Origin of the sequence: Paenibacillus sp. FSL P2-0121 (assembly GCF_037975345.1) — a bacterium.
GTDB classification, from domain to species: Bacteria; Bacillota; Bacilli; order Paenibacillales; family Paenibacillaceae; genus Paenibacillus_AQ; species Paenibacillus_AQ odorifer.
This window is the reverse complement of sequence record NZ_CP150245.1, coordinates 6,073,897-6,089,040: the sequence shown is the minus strand read 5'-3', so window position 1 is coordinate 6,089,040 and position 15,144 is coordinate 6,073,897. Positions and strand designations below refer to the sequence as shown.

Here is a 15,144-nt window from a genome sequence, read left to right as displayed (position 1 = left end):
GATGTGTTTTATTGATTAAGCTGCTGACTCTTAAGTTGTTCCGCAGTAATATTGGCCTCAGCTGGATCCATAGTAAGGATGGTATGGCAGAACATACAGCGGTCTGTTTTGCCCAGCATTTTGGTCAGTTTGTGACATTCAGGGCATTCCAGTTGGACTGCGCTAGTTGACAGCATCCCAGCCCAGAAATAGATTGCAAGACTTGCCATCATTGAGATTAAACCGATTACAAGACCGATTCCAGCGAATACTTTTCCAGTTGAGCCCCAAAACACGATGCCCGCTGTACCCAAAACCATAAGTCCCATTCCGAGCATTGTGAGCAGTAATCCCCATGTGCGAAAAGCGTTGATCTTAGCCGTTTTAAACTTCATGAGTGTTTGCTCCTAACTAAATATAGTTGGGTTGTCCAGAAGGAACTGTCTTTCATATGTAGAATAATAATTATAACTGAATTATAACTGACTGGACGCAAAATCGCCAAATTTAATGGAGGGAAGCATGGAACTGTCCAATGTAACTTTGTTGAGTGGAGAAACGTTTGATGAGAATGTTTTAGGAGCGGTCGTTTTGCGGCAGAATGGGGATATTCCGTTTCAAAGCGCACTTCTTCAAGATTTTGATATGGTAGTGTTAGTTTTGCATGAAGAACAGGATAGAGAGCATATTGTTCGCCATACCATTGCCGGTGACCAACGGACCCAGTCAGTCCATATTGGCCTTTTTGCTTTGGAGCAGGCTGTTATGGCAGGGGATAATAACGAACTTCTTATCAGTTTGATGAGGGGGGAAGTGATCTGGGACCCCAAGGGAATACTAGAGGAAATGCGACGTGAGATACTGCAATTTGAAGGACCGATCAAGGAACGGGTCGCATTTATGGAGTTTGCTCGCTTTTTGCATATGTATGTGAAATCCAAGCGCTATATAGAGGCTGGCTTTATTATGGATGCTTACAACTGTGTATTGATAGCCTTATACCATTGGGCAAGAATAGAAGTGAGTGAAGTGGGTGCTTTCCCCGAGCCAGCTATTTGGGAGCAGGTTAAAAGCATGAATACCTCTGTTCATAAACTTTATGAGGAGTTAACGATCAGTACTGAGACCTTAGAGCAACGTGTGGAGCTTGTGCTTCTTGCATGTGAATTTGGGATTATGTCCAAAATGACGGACTGTTGTCTATTGCTCTTTAATATTTTGAATAGCCGTAAGGAAGCATGGAGCATTAAAGAATTACTGCAGCATTCAGGTCTGAGTCAATTAGAGTCTGAACTACCCCTTGTTTTACGAAAGCTGGTTTCTCGTTCGCTAATCCGAGAGATTACATCTTGGGCTGATGTTCACGAGGGAGAAGGGCATGCGATCCGCTATACATTATAGAGATGAATTAGATACAGCAGAAGATGTTTAATTATAGAGAGATGAGCAAGGATAGGGAGAGGCTGAGCACTCTCTTTTTGTTTGTTTACTAATATGAAACGCTCATATTTATCCAGAAAAATTAATGGTTGACTCTTTCCTTGTTCATGTGTTAAATTATAACTCGTCCCTCTGACACAGAGATGTGCTTTCGAAAACTTTCGAAAGACAACCAAAAAAAGAAATTAAAAAAAAGGTTGACTAAAACGAGGACGCTGTGATATATTATAAAGGTCGCTGCTGAACAACACATCGACGAAATAAACAGCTTGATCTTTGAAAACTGAACAACGAGTGAGTAGGAAATCACGTAAGTGAAATCCAAAATTAGAGAATTAATTTTCTCGTCAGATGTTTCAAAATGAGCATATCGCTCTTTTCAATACTAATTGGAGAGTTTGATCCTGGCTCAGGACGAACGCTGGCGGCGTGCCTAATACATGCAAGTCGAGCGGAGTTGTTTTGAAAGCTTGCTTTCAAAACAACTTAGCGGCGGACGGGTGAGTAACACGTAGGCAACCTGCCCTTCAGACTGGGATAACTACCGGAAACGGTAGCTAATACCGGATAATTTCTTTTTTCTCCTGAGAGAAGAATGAAAGACGGAGCAATCTGTCACTGAGGGATGGGCCTGCGGCGCATTAGCTAGTTGGTGGGGTAACGGCCCACCAAGGCGACGATGCGTAGCCGACCTGAGAGGGTGAACGGCCACACTGGGACTGAGACACGGCCCAGACTCCTACGGGAGGCAGCAGTAGGGAATCTTCCGCAATGGGCGAAAGCCTGACGGAGCAACGCCGCGTGAGTGATGAAGGTTTTCGGATCGTAAAGCTCTGTTGCCAGGGAAGAACGTCCGGTAGAGTAACTGCTACCGGAGTGACGGTACCTGAGAAGAAAGCCCCGGCTAACTACGTGCCAGCAGCCGCGGTAATACGTAGGGGGCAAGCGTTGTCCGGAATTATTGGGCGTAAAGCGCGCGCAGGCGGCTATTTAAGTCTGGTGTTTAAACCTTGGGCTCAACCTGAGGTCGCACTGGAAACTGGGTGGCTTGAGTACAGAAGAGGAAAGTGGAATTCCACGTGTAGCGGTGAAATGCGTAGATATGTGGAGGAACACCAGTGGCGAAGGCGACTTTCTGGGCTGTAACTGACGCTGAGGCGCGAAAGCGTGGGGAGCAAACAGGATTAGATACCCTGGTAGTCCACGCCGTAAACGATGAGTGCTAGGTGTTAGGGGTTTCGATACCCTTGGTGCCGAAGTTAACACAGTAAGCACTCCGCCTGGGGAGTACGGTCGCAAGACTGAAACTCAAAGGAATTGACGGGGACCCGCACAAGCAGTGGAGTATGTGGTTTAATTCGAAGCAACGCGAAGAACCTTACCAGGTCTTGACATCCCTCTGAATCTGCTAGAGATAGCAGCGGCCTTCGGGACAGAGGAGACAGGTGGTGCATGGTTGTCGTCAGCTCGTGTCGTGAGATGTTGGGTTAAGTCCCGCAACGAGCGCAACCCTTAACTTTAGTTGCCAGCAGGTAATGCTGGGCACTCTAGAGTGACTGCCGGTGACAAACCGGAGGAAGGTGGGGATGACGTCAAATCATCATGCCCCTTATGACCTGGGCTACACACGTACTACAATGGCCGGTACAACGGGAAGCGAAGCCGCGAGGTGGAGCCAATCCCATCAAAGCCGGTCTCAGTTCGGATTGCAGGCTGCAACTCGCCTGCATGAAGTCGGAATTGCTAGTAATCGCGGATCAGCATGCCGCGGTGAATACGTTCCCGGGTCTTGTACACACCGCCCGTCACACCACGAGAGTTTACAACACCCGAAGTCGGTGGGGTAACCCGCAAGGGAGCCAGCCGCCGAAGGTGGGGTAGATGATTGGGGTGAAGTCGTAACAAGGTAGCCGTATCGGAAGGTGCGGCTGGATCACCTCCTTTCTATGGAGAATCGTTCTCTGCAATGAGGACATTCAAATCGGAAGTTTAACTTCCAAAACTCAGGTTTAGGCCTGTTACTCACTCGTTGCTCAGTTTTGAGAGTTTAAGCTCTCAAGTAAGACTTGATCCTTGAAAACTGGATACCGAAACGAATTTGCGTTTTAGAACATCTTTTAGCAACTTGTGTAAACAAGTGAATGTTATTAGTGAGATGATTCCAAAGAGAATGTCATCGTATGATATTTTCCTGCGGAAAAATCAAGGTTAAGCTAATAAGAGCACACGGAGGATGCCTAGGCGCCAGGAGCCGACGAAGGACGTGGCGAACAACGAAACTGCCTCGGGGAGCTGTAAGCAAGCTTTGATCCGGGGGTGTCCGAATGGGGAAACCCAGCTGTGGTAATTCGCAGTTACTCATACCTGAATACATAGGGTGTGTAGAGGCAGACCAGGGGAACTGAAACATCTAAGTACCCTGAGGAAGAGAAAACAATAGTGATTCCGTCAGTAGCGGCGAGCGAACGCGGAACAGCCTAAACCTAAGAGCTTGCTCTTAGGGGTTGTGGGACGTCTCACATGGAGTTACAAAGGAATATGGTAGGTGAAGAGGTCTGGAAAGGCCCGCGATAGAGGTAAAAGCCCTGTAACCTAAACTGTGTTCTCTCCGAGACGGATCCCGAGTAGTGCGGGGCACGTGAAACCCCGTATGAATCCAGCAGGACCATCTGCTAAGGCTAAATACTACCTGGCGACCGATAGTGAAACAGTACCGTGAGGGAAAGGTGAAAAGCACCCCGGAAGGGGAGTGAAATAGAACCTGAAACCGTGTGCTTACAAAAAGTCAGAGCCCGATCTATGGGTGATGGCGTGCCTTTTGTAGAATGAACCGGCGAGTTACGTTTAACATGCAAGGTTAAGCCGAGAAGGTGGAGCCGCAGCGAAAGCGAGTCTGAATAGGGCGACTTAGTATGTGGACGTAGACCCGAAACCGTGTGATCTACCCCTGTCCAGGGTGAAGGTGCGGTAACACGCACTGGAGGCCCGAACCCACGTACGTTGAAAAGTGCGGGGATGAGGTGGGGGTAGCGGAGAAATTCCAATCGAACTCGGAGATAGCTGGTTCTCCCCGAAATAGCTTTAGGGCTAGCCTCGGTATAAGAGTAGTGGAGGTAGAGCACTGATTGGGTGCGGGGTCCGCAAGGATTACCAAGCTCAGTCAAACTCCGAATGCCATATACTTATTGCCGGGAGTCAGACAGTGAGTGCTAAGATCCATTGTCAAAAGGGAAACAGCCCAGACCATCAGCTAAGGTCCCCAAGTGTGTGTTAAGTGGGAAAGGATGTGGAGTTGCACAGACAACCAGGATGTTGGCTTAGAAGCAGCCACCATTGAAAGAGTGCGTAATAGCTCACTGGTCGAGTGACTCTGCGCCGAAAATGTAACGGGGCTAAACACACCACCGAAGCTATGGCTAGATACGTATGTATCTGGGGTAGGGGAGCGTTGTGTAGGGGTTGAAGGTGTACTGAAAAGAGCGCTGGACACTACACAAGTGAGAATGCCGGTATGAGTAACGAAAAGATCAGTGAGAATCTGATCCGCCGAAAGCCCAAGGTTTCCTGAGGAAGGCTCGTCCGCTCAGGGTAAGTCGGGACCTAAGGCGAGGCCGAAAGGCGTAGTCGAAGGACAACAGTTTGAAATTACTGTACCACCGTAATCCGCTATGAGCGATGGGGTGACGCAGGAGGGTAGTGACGCGGACTGATGGATGTCCGTCTAAGCAGTGAGGCTGATGTGTAGGCAAATCCGCACATCATTAAGGCTGGGCTGTGATGGGGAGCGAAAATTATAGTAGCGAAGGTCATGATCTCACACTGCCAAGAAAAGCCTCTAGCCAGGAGAAGGTGCCCGTACCGCAAACCGACACAGGTAGGCGAGAAGAGAATTCTAAGGCGCGCGGAAGAACTCTCGTTAAGGAACTCGGCAAAATGACCCCGTAACTTCGGGAGAAGGGGTGCCCCGGTAGTGTGAATAGCACGAGGGGGCCGCAGTGAAAAGGCCCAAGCGACTGTTTAGCAAAAACACAGGTCTGTGCGAAGCCGCAAGGCGAAGTATACGGGCTGACGCCTGCCCGGTGCTGGAAGGTTAAGGGGAGTGGTTAGGGGTAACCCGAAGCTATGAACCGAAGCCCCAGTAAACGGCGGCCGTAACTATAACGGTCCTAAGGTAGCGAAATTCCTTGTCAGGTAAATTCTGACCCGCACGAATGGCGTAACGACTTGGGCGCTGTCTCAACGAGAGATCCGGTGAAATTTTAATACCTGTGAAGATGCAGGTTACCCGCGACAAGACGGAAAGACCCCATGGAGCTTTACTGCAGCTTGATATTGAATTTGGGTACGATCTGTACAGGATAGGTGGGAGCCGTAGAAATCGGAGCGCAAGCTTCGGTGGAGGCGCCGTTGGGATACCACCCTGATCGTATCTAGGTTCTAACCTAGTACCCTTATCGGGTACGGGGACCGTGTCAGGCGGGCAGTTTGACTGGGGCGGTCGCCTCCTAAAGAGTAACGGAGGCGTTCCAAGGTTCCCTCAGAATGGTTGGAAATCATTCGCAGAGTGCAAAGGCATAAGGGAGCTTGACTGCGAGACCTACAAGTCGAGCAGGGACGAAAGTCGGACTTAGTGATCCGGTGGTACCGCATGGAAGGGCCATCGCTCAACGGATAAAAGCTACCCTGGGGATAACAGGCTTATCTCCCCCAAGAGTCCACATCGACGGGGAGGTTTGGCACCTCGATGTCGGCTCATCGCATCCTGGGGCTGAAGTAGGTCCCAAGGGTTGGGCTGTTCGCCCATTAAAGCGGTACGCGAGCTGGGTTCAGAACGTCGTGAGACAGTTCGGTCCCTATCTGTCGTGGGCGCAGGAAATTTGAGAGGAGCTGTCCTTAGTACGAGAGGACCGGGATGGACGTACCGCTGGTGCACCAGTTGTTCCGCCAGGAGCATGGCTGGGTAGCTACGTACGGACGGGATAAGCGCTGAAAGCATCTAAGCGTGAAGCCCCCCTCAAGATGAGATTTCCCAATTAGTAAGACCCCTTGAAGACGACGAGGTAGATAGGTTGGAGGTGGAAGTGCAGTAATGCATGGAGCTGACCAATACTAATCGGTCGAGGGCTTATCCTATACGTAGAATGCAGATTCGTTTCGGATTCAGTTTTCAGGCATCAAGCCTGGTATGAATATTCCCTGATAGCTCAGTTGGTAGAGCACTCGACTGTTAATCGAGTTGTCACAGGTTCGAGTCCTGTTCGGGGAGCCATATGGAGAGGTGTCCGAGTTTGGCCGAAGGAGCACGATTGGAAATCGTGTAGGCGCCACAAGCGTCTCGAGGGTTCGAATCCCTCTCTCTCCGCCACAAATTTTTAATTAGTATGGCCCGTTGGTCAAGGGGTTAAGACACCTCCCTTTCACGGAGGTAACATGGGTTCGAATCCCATACGGGTCACCAAATTTTCACTTGATTTATCCTAGTGGACTTTGGTACAATAACAATTGTTGTTTATGGAGGCTTAGCTCAGCTGGGAGAGCATCTGCCTTACAAGCAGAGGGTCGGGGGTTCGATCCCCTCAGCCTCCACCATAACACTTTCTTACTGACGCGGGGTGGAGCAGCCCGGTAGCTCGTCGGGCTCATAACCCGAAGGCCGCAGGTTCAAATCCTGCCCCCGCAACCAATTAACTTAAGCAATTATATCTTTTGGAACCGTGGTGTAGTTGGCCTAACATGCCTGCCTGTCACGCAGGAGATCGCGGGTTCGAATCCCGTCGGTTCCGCCATTTTCATCATGGCTCGGTAGCTCAGTCGGTAGAGCAGAGGACTGAAAATCCTCGTGTCGGCGGTTCGATTCCGTCCCGAGCCACCATTTATCATCACAAAAGAATGAGTGCCATGCCGGTGTAGCTCAATTGGTAGAGCAACTGACTTGTAATCAGTAGGTTGGGGGTTCAAGTCCTCTCGCCGGCACCATCCTTGGAGGATTAGCGAAGTGGCCAAACGCATCAGACTGTAAATCTGCTCACGTGAGTGTTCGGTGGTTCGAATCCATCATCCTCCACCAGTTTTTAGGGGCATAGTTTAAAGGTAGAACAACGGTCTCCAAAACCGTTGGTGTGGGTTCAATTCCTGCTGCCCCTGCCAAGTTCTTTCTAAAGTTTAATATGGCGGCCGTGGCGAAGGGGTTAACGCACCGGATTGTGGTTCCGGCATTCGTGGGTTCGAGACCCATCGGCCGCCCCATTTACTTTAAAATGAATAATGGCAACAATATCAACTTAATATGGCGACTGTGGCGAAGGGGTTAACGCACCGGATTGTGGTTCCGGCATTCGTGGGTTCGAGACCCATCAGTCGCCCCATTTTACTTTAAAATGTTATTGGGGATTAGCCAAGCGGTAAGGCAACGGACTTTGACTCCGTCACTCATAGGTTCGAATCCTATATCCCCAGCCATTTTATGCGGACGTGGCTCAGCGGTAGAGCATCGCCTTGCCAAGGCGAGGGTCGCGGGTTCGATTCCCGTCGTCCGCTCCAAGTTTTCATGGCGCCATAGCCAAGTGGTAAGGCAAAGCTCTGCAAAAGCTTTATCCCCAGTTCAAATCTGGGTGGCGCCTCCATTTAGTTCATATGTGCCGGCGTGGCGGAATGGCAGACGCGCTCGACTCAAAATCGAGTGGGAAACCGTGGAGGTTCGAGTCCTCTCGCCGGTATCTTAAAAAGGTTTGTAAGAATGCTTTTATAAGCAATCTTACAAACCTTTTTCTTTATGTCCTTGGGTTTACAGCAGTAAGCCGTTGAATAGAGAGTTTCTCTATTTCAACGGCTTTTTTTAATCTGATTAGTGATTAACCTGATTGATTATTAATGCGGAATGCTCGCGGGGTAAGACCTATTTCTCGTTTGAACATATTGCAGAATTGGGCATCGTTCACAAAACCTGCAGCAGCAGATACTTCAGAGATTTGCATCTGAGTATGACGTAATAGAGATTTTGCATAATCCAGGCGTTTTAACAGCAAATACCGCAGGGGTGAAGACCCGAAACGTTCTTTAAATAGATGGCGAAAACGATCGTAACTATATCCGGACATTTCTGATAGTGTTTCGACGGACAATTTATGGCGATAATGCTCATTCATATAATTAAGGACATATTGTACTCGATCTTCTGTTGGGGATTGATATCCAGAGGCACTAAGAAGCCTCATAAGATGGACGGTAATCTCGCTCATTTGTAGGTTTAGAAGCTCAGAGAATCCGTCTTGCTTGCGTGTAAACTCTGCTTTCATTCGCAGCAGGATTTGAAGAACGGTCTGATCTTTATCATCTTCATATACGCCGAGCAGATTACTCATATTGGGGTGTTCTGAGTGGAAGCCTACAAATAATACATTTGCATCCTCACGGTGGTGCTCGTCATGTTTATGATTGGGTGGCACAAGCGCGAAAGAAGAGGAGCGAAAATGGTAACTTCGTGGGCCAACATTGGTTGTCCCTACCCCCTGTAAATAATAGACTAGTTCGTAGCATTCATGCTGGTGTGGAGGGATATAAGTATTTAGCTCATGTGTGGCACTTACAATATATAGAACACGATCCATGATGATCCTCCAATACTTATGTTTTAGCCGAATCGTACAAAACAATGACCGAAATCATATAATTATTTTTAATAATATTTGTTATGATCGTATCAATAAATCCGAAAGTTCGCAACCTGACTGGCCATCTCGTTCGGAAATAAAGCGGATTATTAATAATAATGGTATTTTTATTGCTATTTTTGAGCCTAAACGTTAAGTTTATTACTTTTAATGATACTTTATTTGGAAAAAAGAGAATTTCCATTTGAACCGTGAATTATACAATGGGTGAAGATGGGATTCTGCGGATTACTAACCAACTAAAATTAGGGGTGGAATAGAGTAATGAATAAAAAAGTTCTTTCTTTGTTGTTATTAATGGTGATGGTTCTGGTCACAGCATGTGGGAATAACACGTCCAATAATGGTTCTTCAACGAATACTGGATCCAAAGCGGACGAAGGCGGAGAAACAGGTGCAGGGGATAAACTCAAGGTTGTATTGCTGATTCCGGGGACACTTGGGGATAAATCATTTTTTGATTCCGCTAATAACGGCTTGCAAAAGGTTAAGGATGAACTTGGTGCAGTAACAAAGGTTGTTGAAATGGGCGTTGATAAAACGAAATGGGAGCCTACATTTAACGATATCGCTTCCGAGGATTGGGATGTAATTATTTCTGGCGGTTCTGAAATTACAGAGATGTTTAATGCAACGGCAGAATTGTATCCAGACAAAAAATTCATTAATTATGATACCGACATCGATGAAGCACCAGATAACATGTACAACATGTCTTATGCGACAAATGAAGTATCTTTCTTGGCAGGTGCCGTAGCAGCATTAGCTACACAATCGGATATGCCGAATGCTACCCCTGAGAATGTGATTGGGTTTGTCGGCGGTATGGATATTCCGGGGATTAATGCTTTCTTGGTCGGTTACATTCAAGGTGCTCAGTACGTTGATCCTGATGTAAAAGTGGCTGTGTCGTACGCTGGTGATTTTGTTAACCCTGCAAAAGGTAAGGAGCTGTCTCTAATTCAATATAACTCCGGTGTGGATGTTATTTTTAACGTGGCTGGGGGTACAGGTCTTGGGATCTTTGACGCAGCTAAAGAGAAGAAAAAATATGCAATTGGTGTAGACTCCGATCAGGCAATGTTGATTAACGATACGGATAGTGAAAAAGCAAATCTAATCGTTACTTCATCTATTAAAAAGATTGATACGGCTATTCTAGGTGCAGTGAAGAGATTGCAAGAGGGTACGCTAGAAATGGGCAAACGTGATGTATTGAGCTTTGTAGATGATGGTGTAGGTATTGCTGAGAATGATATTTATAAAAATGTATTCCCGGCTGATCTTCAGGCCAAGGTTGAAGAAGTGAAGCAAAAGCTGATCAATAAAGAAGTTAAAGTGGATAATGCGATGGGGATGGAAACCGCAGAGGTAGAAGCTATTCGTAACGCAGTTAAGCCTTAAGCTTTAAATCTTAAGATCAGTTCTATAGAGTTAAACCTACAGTTGGAGATTCTTCTAGTCAGGGGAATTCCAGCTGTATATTTTTGCAGACCTCCAAGTTGAAAGGCGTTGAGACCTATGTACACAGCTCTGCTGGAAATGCGGGGAATTACCAAGGTATATCCCAATGGCGTCGTTGCAAATAAAGACGTGCATTTTTCTTTACGTGAGGGAGAAATACATGCGATTGCAGGTGAGAACGGTGCAGGTAAATCGACTTTAATGAAGATTATGTTCGGCATGGAAGAGCCAAGTGAAGGCGAGATCTATATCAAGGGTGAAAAAGTAAAGCTGCAATCCGCTCAGGACGCCATTGATAGAGGCATCGGCATGGTCCACCAGCATTTCATGTTGGTACCTTCTTTTACGGTGGCAGAGAATATGGTGCTGGGTATGGAGCCGCGCAGAGGAGTTGGCATTAATTATGCCGAGGCTGTGCGCATGACGGAAGAGACCGCAAGGAAATACAATCTGGCAGTGGATCCAAAGGCAAAAGTAGAGGATCTTACAGTTGGGATGAAACAAAAGGTTGAGATTCTTAAGGCGCTGCTGCGTGGTGCTAAAATTCTGGTGCTTGATGAGCCAACTGCGGTGTTGACTCCACAGGAAACAGAGGAATTGTTCCGCGAGCTTAAGCAATTAAGGGAACAGGGCCATACGATAGTTTTTATTTCGCACAAATTAAAGGAAGTCAAAGCGATTTGCGACAGAATTACGATTATGCGCAGCGGCCGTAGTGAAGGTGTTTTTCAAACACAGGATGTGACAGAACAGGAAATCTCGCGACTAATGGTCGGCAGAGACGTCGTGCTGAAATATGACAAAGAGATTCTGGCTGTTAGTGAGCCAATACTAACGGTGCAGGGACTCAGTGTGAATGATGCAGATGGCAAAGCATTATTGTCGGATATCAATTTTGCGGTACGTGGTGGGCAGATCGTTGGGATTGCTGGTGTAGAAGGCAACGGGCAGACACAGCTCATTGAAGCTCTTACAGGTAGCTTGAGAGGTGTCTCAAGTCAGGGCTCTGTACTAGTGAAGGGAAAGGATATCCGTGAATCGGATATTTTGGATATTCGTAAGCTAGGCGTTTCCTATATACCGGAGGATCGGATGCGGCAAGGGATCGCTAGTGAAGCAAGCATAGCTGATAATCTGCTATCTACTCAGTATCGTACAAAAGCAATGAATAAAGGTCTTTTTTTGAATGGCTCACGAATTGCCAAGCTAGCAGTATCCCTTGTAGAGGAATTTAAAGTCCGCTGTTCAGGACCTTCTCAGCCCATAGGAATGTTGTCAGGTGGTAACATGCAGAAGGTAGTCGTAGCTAGAGAGTGTTCGACTGAACCGCAGCTGCTTATTGCAGAACAGCCGACACGGGGTGTGGATATAGGCGCAGCCCAGTTCATACATCAAAAGTTGTTGGAATTACGTTCAGACGATTGCGCGATTTTGCTAGTGTCGGCAGATTTGAATGAGATCTTGGAGATCAGCGATAGTCTGTTAGTAATGTACGAGGGTAAGATTGTTGCCTTTTTCGAGGAGCCCTCTAAGGTTAGTGAGGAAGAATTAGGTCTTTATATGCTGGGGATTCATCGACAGGACGAGGAGCACATCGGGAGGGCCGTAAATCATGTTTAAAGTTAAATATTTTGAGTACATTCGGACATCGGCGGTAATCGTTATTGCACTCGCTATTGCCTTTCTGATCATCTCTTTGGTCAGTAATCAGCCTGTGAAGACGATTGGTATATTCCTATTAGAGCCGTTATCCAGTAAAGGTCATATTGGTAATGTGATTGAGATGGCGATTCCGCTCATGTTCACTGGGTTGGCAGTATCCTTGTTGTTTCGAGCCAATATGTTCAACCTGGGAGCTGAAGGGATTTTCTATTTCTCCGGTGTTGTAACTTCCGTATTGGCTATTCATTTAACGCTGGACGGCTGGCTGCATCCGATGGTAGCTATTGCTGCAGGTTCAATTGTAGGAGCGTTGCTCTCGGCAATACCTGGTATTCTGAAGGCAAAATGGAATGCTAATGAGTTGGTTACATCCTTAATGTTCAATAATATTTTGTTCGGAGTAGGGCTATACCTACTGAACTATCATCTGCGTGATGCTAAAGCTTTTGCCAATGTATCCTACAAATTCGAGAAAACGGCACTGCTGAGTAAAATGGTCTCGGGCACCCGTATTCATACCGGTCTTATTATCGTTATCGTGCTTATTATTGCAGCTCATCTATTCCTATACAAAACGAAATGGGGATATGAGCTGCGCATGACAGGCATCAACCGGGACTTTGCCCGTTATTCCGGTATGAAGACAGCCAAGGTTATTATTCTCGTCCACTTGATTGCAGGTTTTATCGCAGGTATGGGGGGCTCCGTAGAAGTGCTGGGGATGTATAACCGTTTCCAATGGACGTCACTGCCTGGTTATGGTTTGGATGGTGCCCTTGTAGCGATGTTAGCCAAAAATAATCCGCTGTCCGTAATCGGCTCTGCATTATTCCTAGCGTACATTCGAATTGGGGCTGACATGATGGCTCGTCTGTCTGATGTACCTTCAGAGATGATCTCAATTATACAGGCAATTATCATTCTTCTGATTTCGGCTGAGCAATTTCTGAAGTTCTGGAAAAATCGGATGCTCTTGAAGGAGGCGAAGGAAGCGTGAACAGTTTGTTTGATGTGATTTTTACAACTGACTTTGCGTTCTCTGTCCTTCGCGTGACGACTCCGATTCTGTTCGCTGCGCTCGGCGCACTTATCTCCAATCGTGCAGGGATCATTAACATTGGGATGGAGGGCATTATGCTTGTTGCCGCTTTAGCGGGTGTCATCATAAGCAGCTATACGCATAGCGCGTGGGTAGGTCTGCTTGGGGCGGTGCTGTCTGGAACATTGATCGCTGGAATATTAGCTTTTTTCACCCTGAAATTCAAAACACATATCATTCTCGGGGGTGTGGCCATTAATATGTTCGCTTCGGGAGGCACTGTGTTTATCCTCTATCTGCTTAGTGGCGACAAGGGTTCTTCCACTTCTCTGGCGAGTAAAGTTCTGCCTAGTGTCCAGATTCCTTTGTTGAAGGATATCCCGGTGCTTGGACCTATTTTATCGGGGCATCACATACTGACGTATGTTTCTATATTGGCTGTGTTTGTTGTCTACTATCTATTAAACCGTACACCGCTTGGACTGCGCATTCGTTCAGTGGGTGAAAATCCACATGCGGCTCAATCCGTGGGTGTAAGTGTTGTAAAAATACAGTATATGGCTTTGCTGCTTAGCGGATTTTTTGCCGGTTTAGGCGGTGCTTATATGTCGATGGGGTATTTGTCACTGTTTACCCGCGATATGATCGCTGGCCGGGGCTGGATTGCCATTGCCGCTGAGTCGATGGGAAGAAGTACGACCGTAGGCACGGCGCTGACCTCTTTATTATTTGGTACTGCAGATGCATTGTCGAATGCGCTACAGGTGTTAAAGATTCCTGCGGAGCTAATCGCCACTCTTCCTTATGTAGCCACAGTAATTGGACTTGTGATCTACGCAGTATCTGAGACACGAAAAAAGAATAAAAAACTTAAAAGTCCGCTAGTTAAATAGCGATTGAAATGATTGATACACAGACAAGGAGTGAGTAACTATGCCAACACCTATTATTATTGACTGCGATCCAGGGCATGATGACGCAATAGCGATACTGCTTGCCATAGCAAATTCGGAGAAGTTAGATCTGCGCGGGATTACAACGGTTGGTGGAAACCAAATTTTAGATAAAATCACGGAAAACGCCCTGAAGGTGATCAGCTTCGTGAATGCTGACATTCCTGTAGCTAAAGGGGCTGCTGGCCCACTGTTCGGCAAGCTTGTTACAGGTGAGGAAGCGCATGGTGAATCGGGCATGGATGGGCCGCTTTTGCCTCCAAGTAAATTCCGCCCTGTAGAGCAGGGTGCTGTGGAGTTTATGCTGAATATCATCCGTTCTTCAGAGGAGAAGATTACGCTCGTGCCGATGGCTCCTTTAACAAATATCGCACTGCTAATCACGGCTTATCCAGAGATTAAAGACAGAATTGAAAAAATCTCACTGATGGGGGGAGGTATCTCTTATGGGAATGTCACCTCTACTGCGGAGTTTAATATCTATGTAGATCCTGAAGCAGCCCGTATTGTGTTTGAGTCGGGGATTCCGATCACAATGAGTGGTCTGGATGTGACCGATAAGGCTGCTATTTTTGAAGATGAGATCCTAGCATTGAAAGAGCGGGGACCAGTGTCTACAATGGTCGGAGAATTGCTGGATTTCTATTCGATTTACGGTAAAAAAATGGGCTATGTCGGCAGTGCGCTGCATGATCCATGTGCTGTTGCCTGGCTGCTGCATCCGGAACTATTTGAATCTGAGCATCTATATGTAACGGTGGAGACCGAAGGCAAGCTGACGCGGGGAATGACAGTTGCAGACAGACGGAAAAAGACGGATCGTCCAGCGAATGTACAAGTATTGGTGGGCGTTGACCGGGAAGCATTTATGAAGCTGATCTTTGATTCACTGGAAAAGCTTGATCAAGAGCTGCTGCTAGCGGCTGAAGGGAAGTAG

Annotated in this window: 8 protein-coding genes, 16 tRNA genes and 2 rRNA genes; 24 read left to right on the top strand and 2 right to left on the bottom strand. The window is 47.1% G+C overall.

Annotated elements, in window-relative coordinates:
• Nucleotides 1-8 precede the first annotated feature (8 nt).
• Entirely contained in the window at nt 9-374 is a 366-nt protein-coding gene (locus tag MKY54_RS26805; protein WP_036680151.1) for a DUF2614 family zinc ribbon-containing protein, read from the bottom strand.
• 127 nt (nt 375-501) lie between these two features.
• On the opposite strand from MKY54_RS26805, the gene MKY54_RS26800 reads away from it, so the two are divergent.
• The 19 genes from MKY54_RS26800 to MKY54_RS26710 all read left to right on the top strand — a co-directional run bounded on the left by MKY54_RS26800 (nt 502) and on the right by MKY54_RS26710 (nt 8,135).
• On the top strand, nt 502-1,380 hold the full coding sequence (locus MKY54_RS26800) for a nucleotidyltransferase-like protein (protein ID WP_280753539.1): 879 nt from the start codon (nt 502-504) through the stop codon (nt 1,378-1,380).
• Between the two features lie 425 nt (nt 1,381-1,805).
• A 16S ribosomal RNA gene (locus tag MKY54_RS26795) occupies nt 1,806-3,363 on the top strand.
• A gap of 262 nt (nt 3,364-3,625) precedes the next feature.
• Nucleotides 3,626-6,552 (top strand): 23S ribosomal RNA (locus tag MKY54_RS26790).
• The 16S and 23S rRNA genes sit together here with 16 tRNA genes alongside, the layout of an rRNA operon.
• Before the next feature lie 60 nt (nt 6,553-6,612).
• Nucleotides 6,613-6,688: transfer RNA gene (locus tag MKY54_RS26785), tRNA-Asn, on the top strand.
• Between the two features lie 3 nt (nt 6,689-6,691).
• Nucleotides 6,692-6,784, top strand: a tRNA-Ser gene (locus MKY54_RS26780).
• A gap of 18 nt (nt 6,785-6,802) precedes the next feature.
• Nucleotides 6,803-6,877 (top strand) — tRNA-Glu (locus tag MKY54_RS26775).
• A gap of 55 nt (nt 6,878-6,932) precedes the next feature.
• Nucleotides 6,933-7,008 (top strand) — tRNA-Val (locus MKY54_RS26770).
• Nucleotides 7,009-7,025: 17 nt separating this feature from the next.
• A tRNA-Met gene (locus tag MKY54_RS26765) sits at nt 7,026-7,102 on the top strand.
• Between the two features lie 25 nt (nt 7,103-7,127).
• A tRNA-Asp gene (locus MKY54_RS26760) sits at nt 7,128-7,205 on the top strand.
• Nucleotides 7,206-7,215: 10 nt separating this feature from the next.
• Nucleotides 7,216-7,291 (top strand) — tRNA-Phe (locus tag MKY54_RS26755).
• A 28-nt stretch (nt 7,292-7,319) separates the two neighbouring features.
• Nucleotides 7,320-7,395 (top strand) — tRNA-Thr (locus MKY54_RS26750).
• Between the two features lie 5 nt (nt 7,396-7,400).
• Nucleotides 7,401-7,486: transfer RNA gene (locus MKY54_RS26745), tRNA-Tyr, on the top strand.
• A gap of 6 nt (nt 7,487-7,492) precedes the next feature.
• A tRNA-Trp gene (locus MKY54_RS26740) sits at nt 7,493-7,566 on the top strand.
• Between the two features lie 23 nt (nt 7,567-7,589).
• Nucleotides 7,590-7,665 (top strand) — tRNA-His (locus MKY54_RS26735).
• A gap of 43 nt (nt 7,666-7,708) precedes the next feature.
• A tRNA-His gene (locus MKY54_RS26730) sits at nt 7,709-7,784 on the top strand.
• A 19-nt stretch (nt 7,785-7,803) separates the two neighbouring features.
• Nucleotides 7,804-7,878: transfer RNA gene (locus MKY54_RS26725), tRNA-Gln, on the top strand.
• A 6-nt stretch (nt 7,879-7,884) separates the two neighbouring features.
• Nucleotides 7,885-7,959 (top strand) — tRNA-Gly (locus MKY54_RS26720).
• Between the two features lie 9 nt (nt 7,960-7,968).
• Nucleotides 7,969-8,042, top strand: a tRNA-Cys gene (locus MKY54_RS26715).
• A gap of 14 nt (nt 8,043-8,056) precedes the next feature.
• Nucleotides 8,057-8,135: transfer RNA gene (locus tag MKY54_RS26710), tRNA-Leu, on the top strand.
• A gap of 135 nt (nt 8,136-8,270) precedes the next feature.
• On the opposite strand, the gene MKY54_RS26705 is transcribed toward MKY54_RS26710, so the two are convergent.
• On the bottom strand, nt 8,271-9,026 hold the full coding sequence (locus MKY54_RS26705; protein WP_076130295.1) for an AraC family transcriptional regulator: 756 nt from the start codon (nt 9,024-9,026) through the stop codon (nt 8,271-8,273).
• A gap of 327 nt (nt 9,027-9,353) precedes the next feature.
• On the opposite strand from MKY54_RS26705, the gene MKY54_RS26700 reads away from it, so the two are divergent.
• From MKY54_RS26700 to MKY54_RS26680, 5 genes are all read left to right on the top strand, one after another.
• Nucleotides 9,354-10,493, top strand: coding sequence for a BMP family ABC transporter substrate-binding protein (locus tag MKY54_RS26700; protein WP_076308848.1), 1,140 nt, complete (start codon nt 9,354-9,356; stop codon nt 10,491-10,493).
• 117 nt (nt 10,494-10,610) lie between these two features.
• Complete coding sequence (locus MKY54_RS26695) at nt 10,611-12,173, top strand: ABC transporter ATP-binding protein (protein WP_076308849.1); 1,563 nt, start codon at nt 10,611-10,613, stop codon at nt 12,171-12,173.
• The gene (locus MKY54_RS26690) at nt 12,166-13,212 is read left to right on the top strand and encodes an ABC transporter permease (RefSeq protein WP_036685569.1); all 1,047 of its coding nucleotides are present in this window, start codon (nt 12,166-12,168) and stop codon (nt 13,210-13,212) included. Before MKY54_RS26695 ends, MKY54_RS26690 begins: the two co-directional genes overlap by 8 nt.
• Nucleotides 13,209-14,147 (top strand): ABC transporter permease, encoded by a 939-nt coding sequence (locus MKY54_RS26685; RefSeq protein ID WP_036685567.1) that lies wholly within the window; start codon nt 13,209-13,211, stop codon nt 14,145-14,147. The genes MKY54_RS26690 and MKY54_RS26685 overlap by 4 nt, the downstream gene beginning before the upstream one ends.
• Before the next feature lie 40 nt (nt 14,148-14,187).
• The gene (locus tag MKY54_RS26680) at nt 14,188-15,144 is read left to right on the top strand and encodes a nucleoside hydrolase (RefSeq protein WP_076184827.1); all 957 of its coding nucleotides are present in this window, start codon (nt 14,188-14,190) and stop codon (nt 15,142-15,144) included.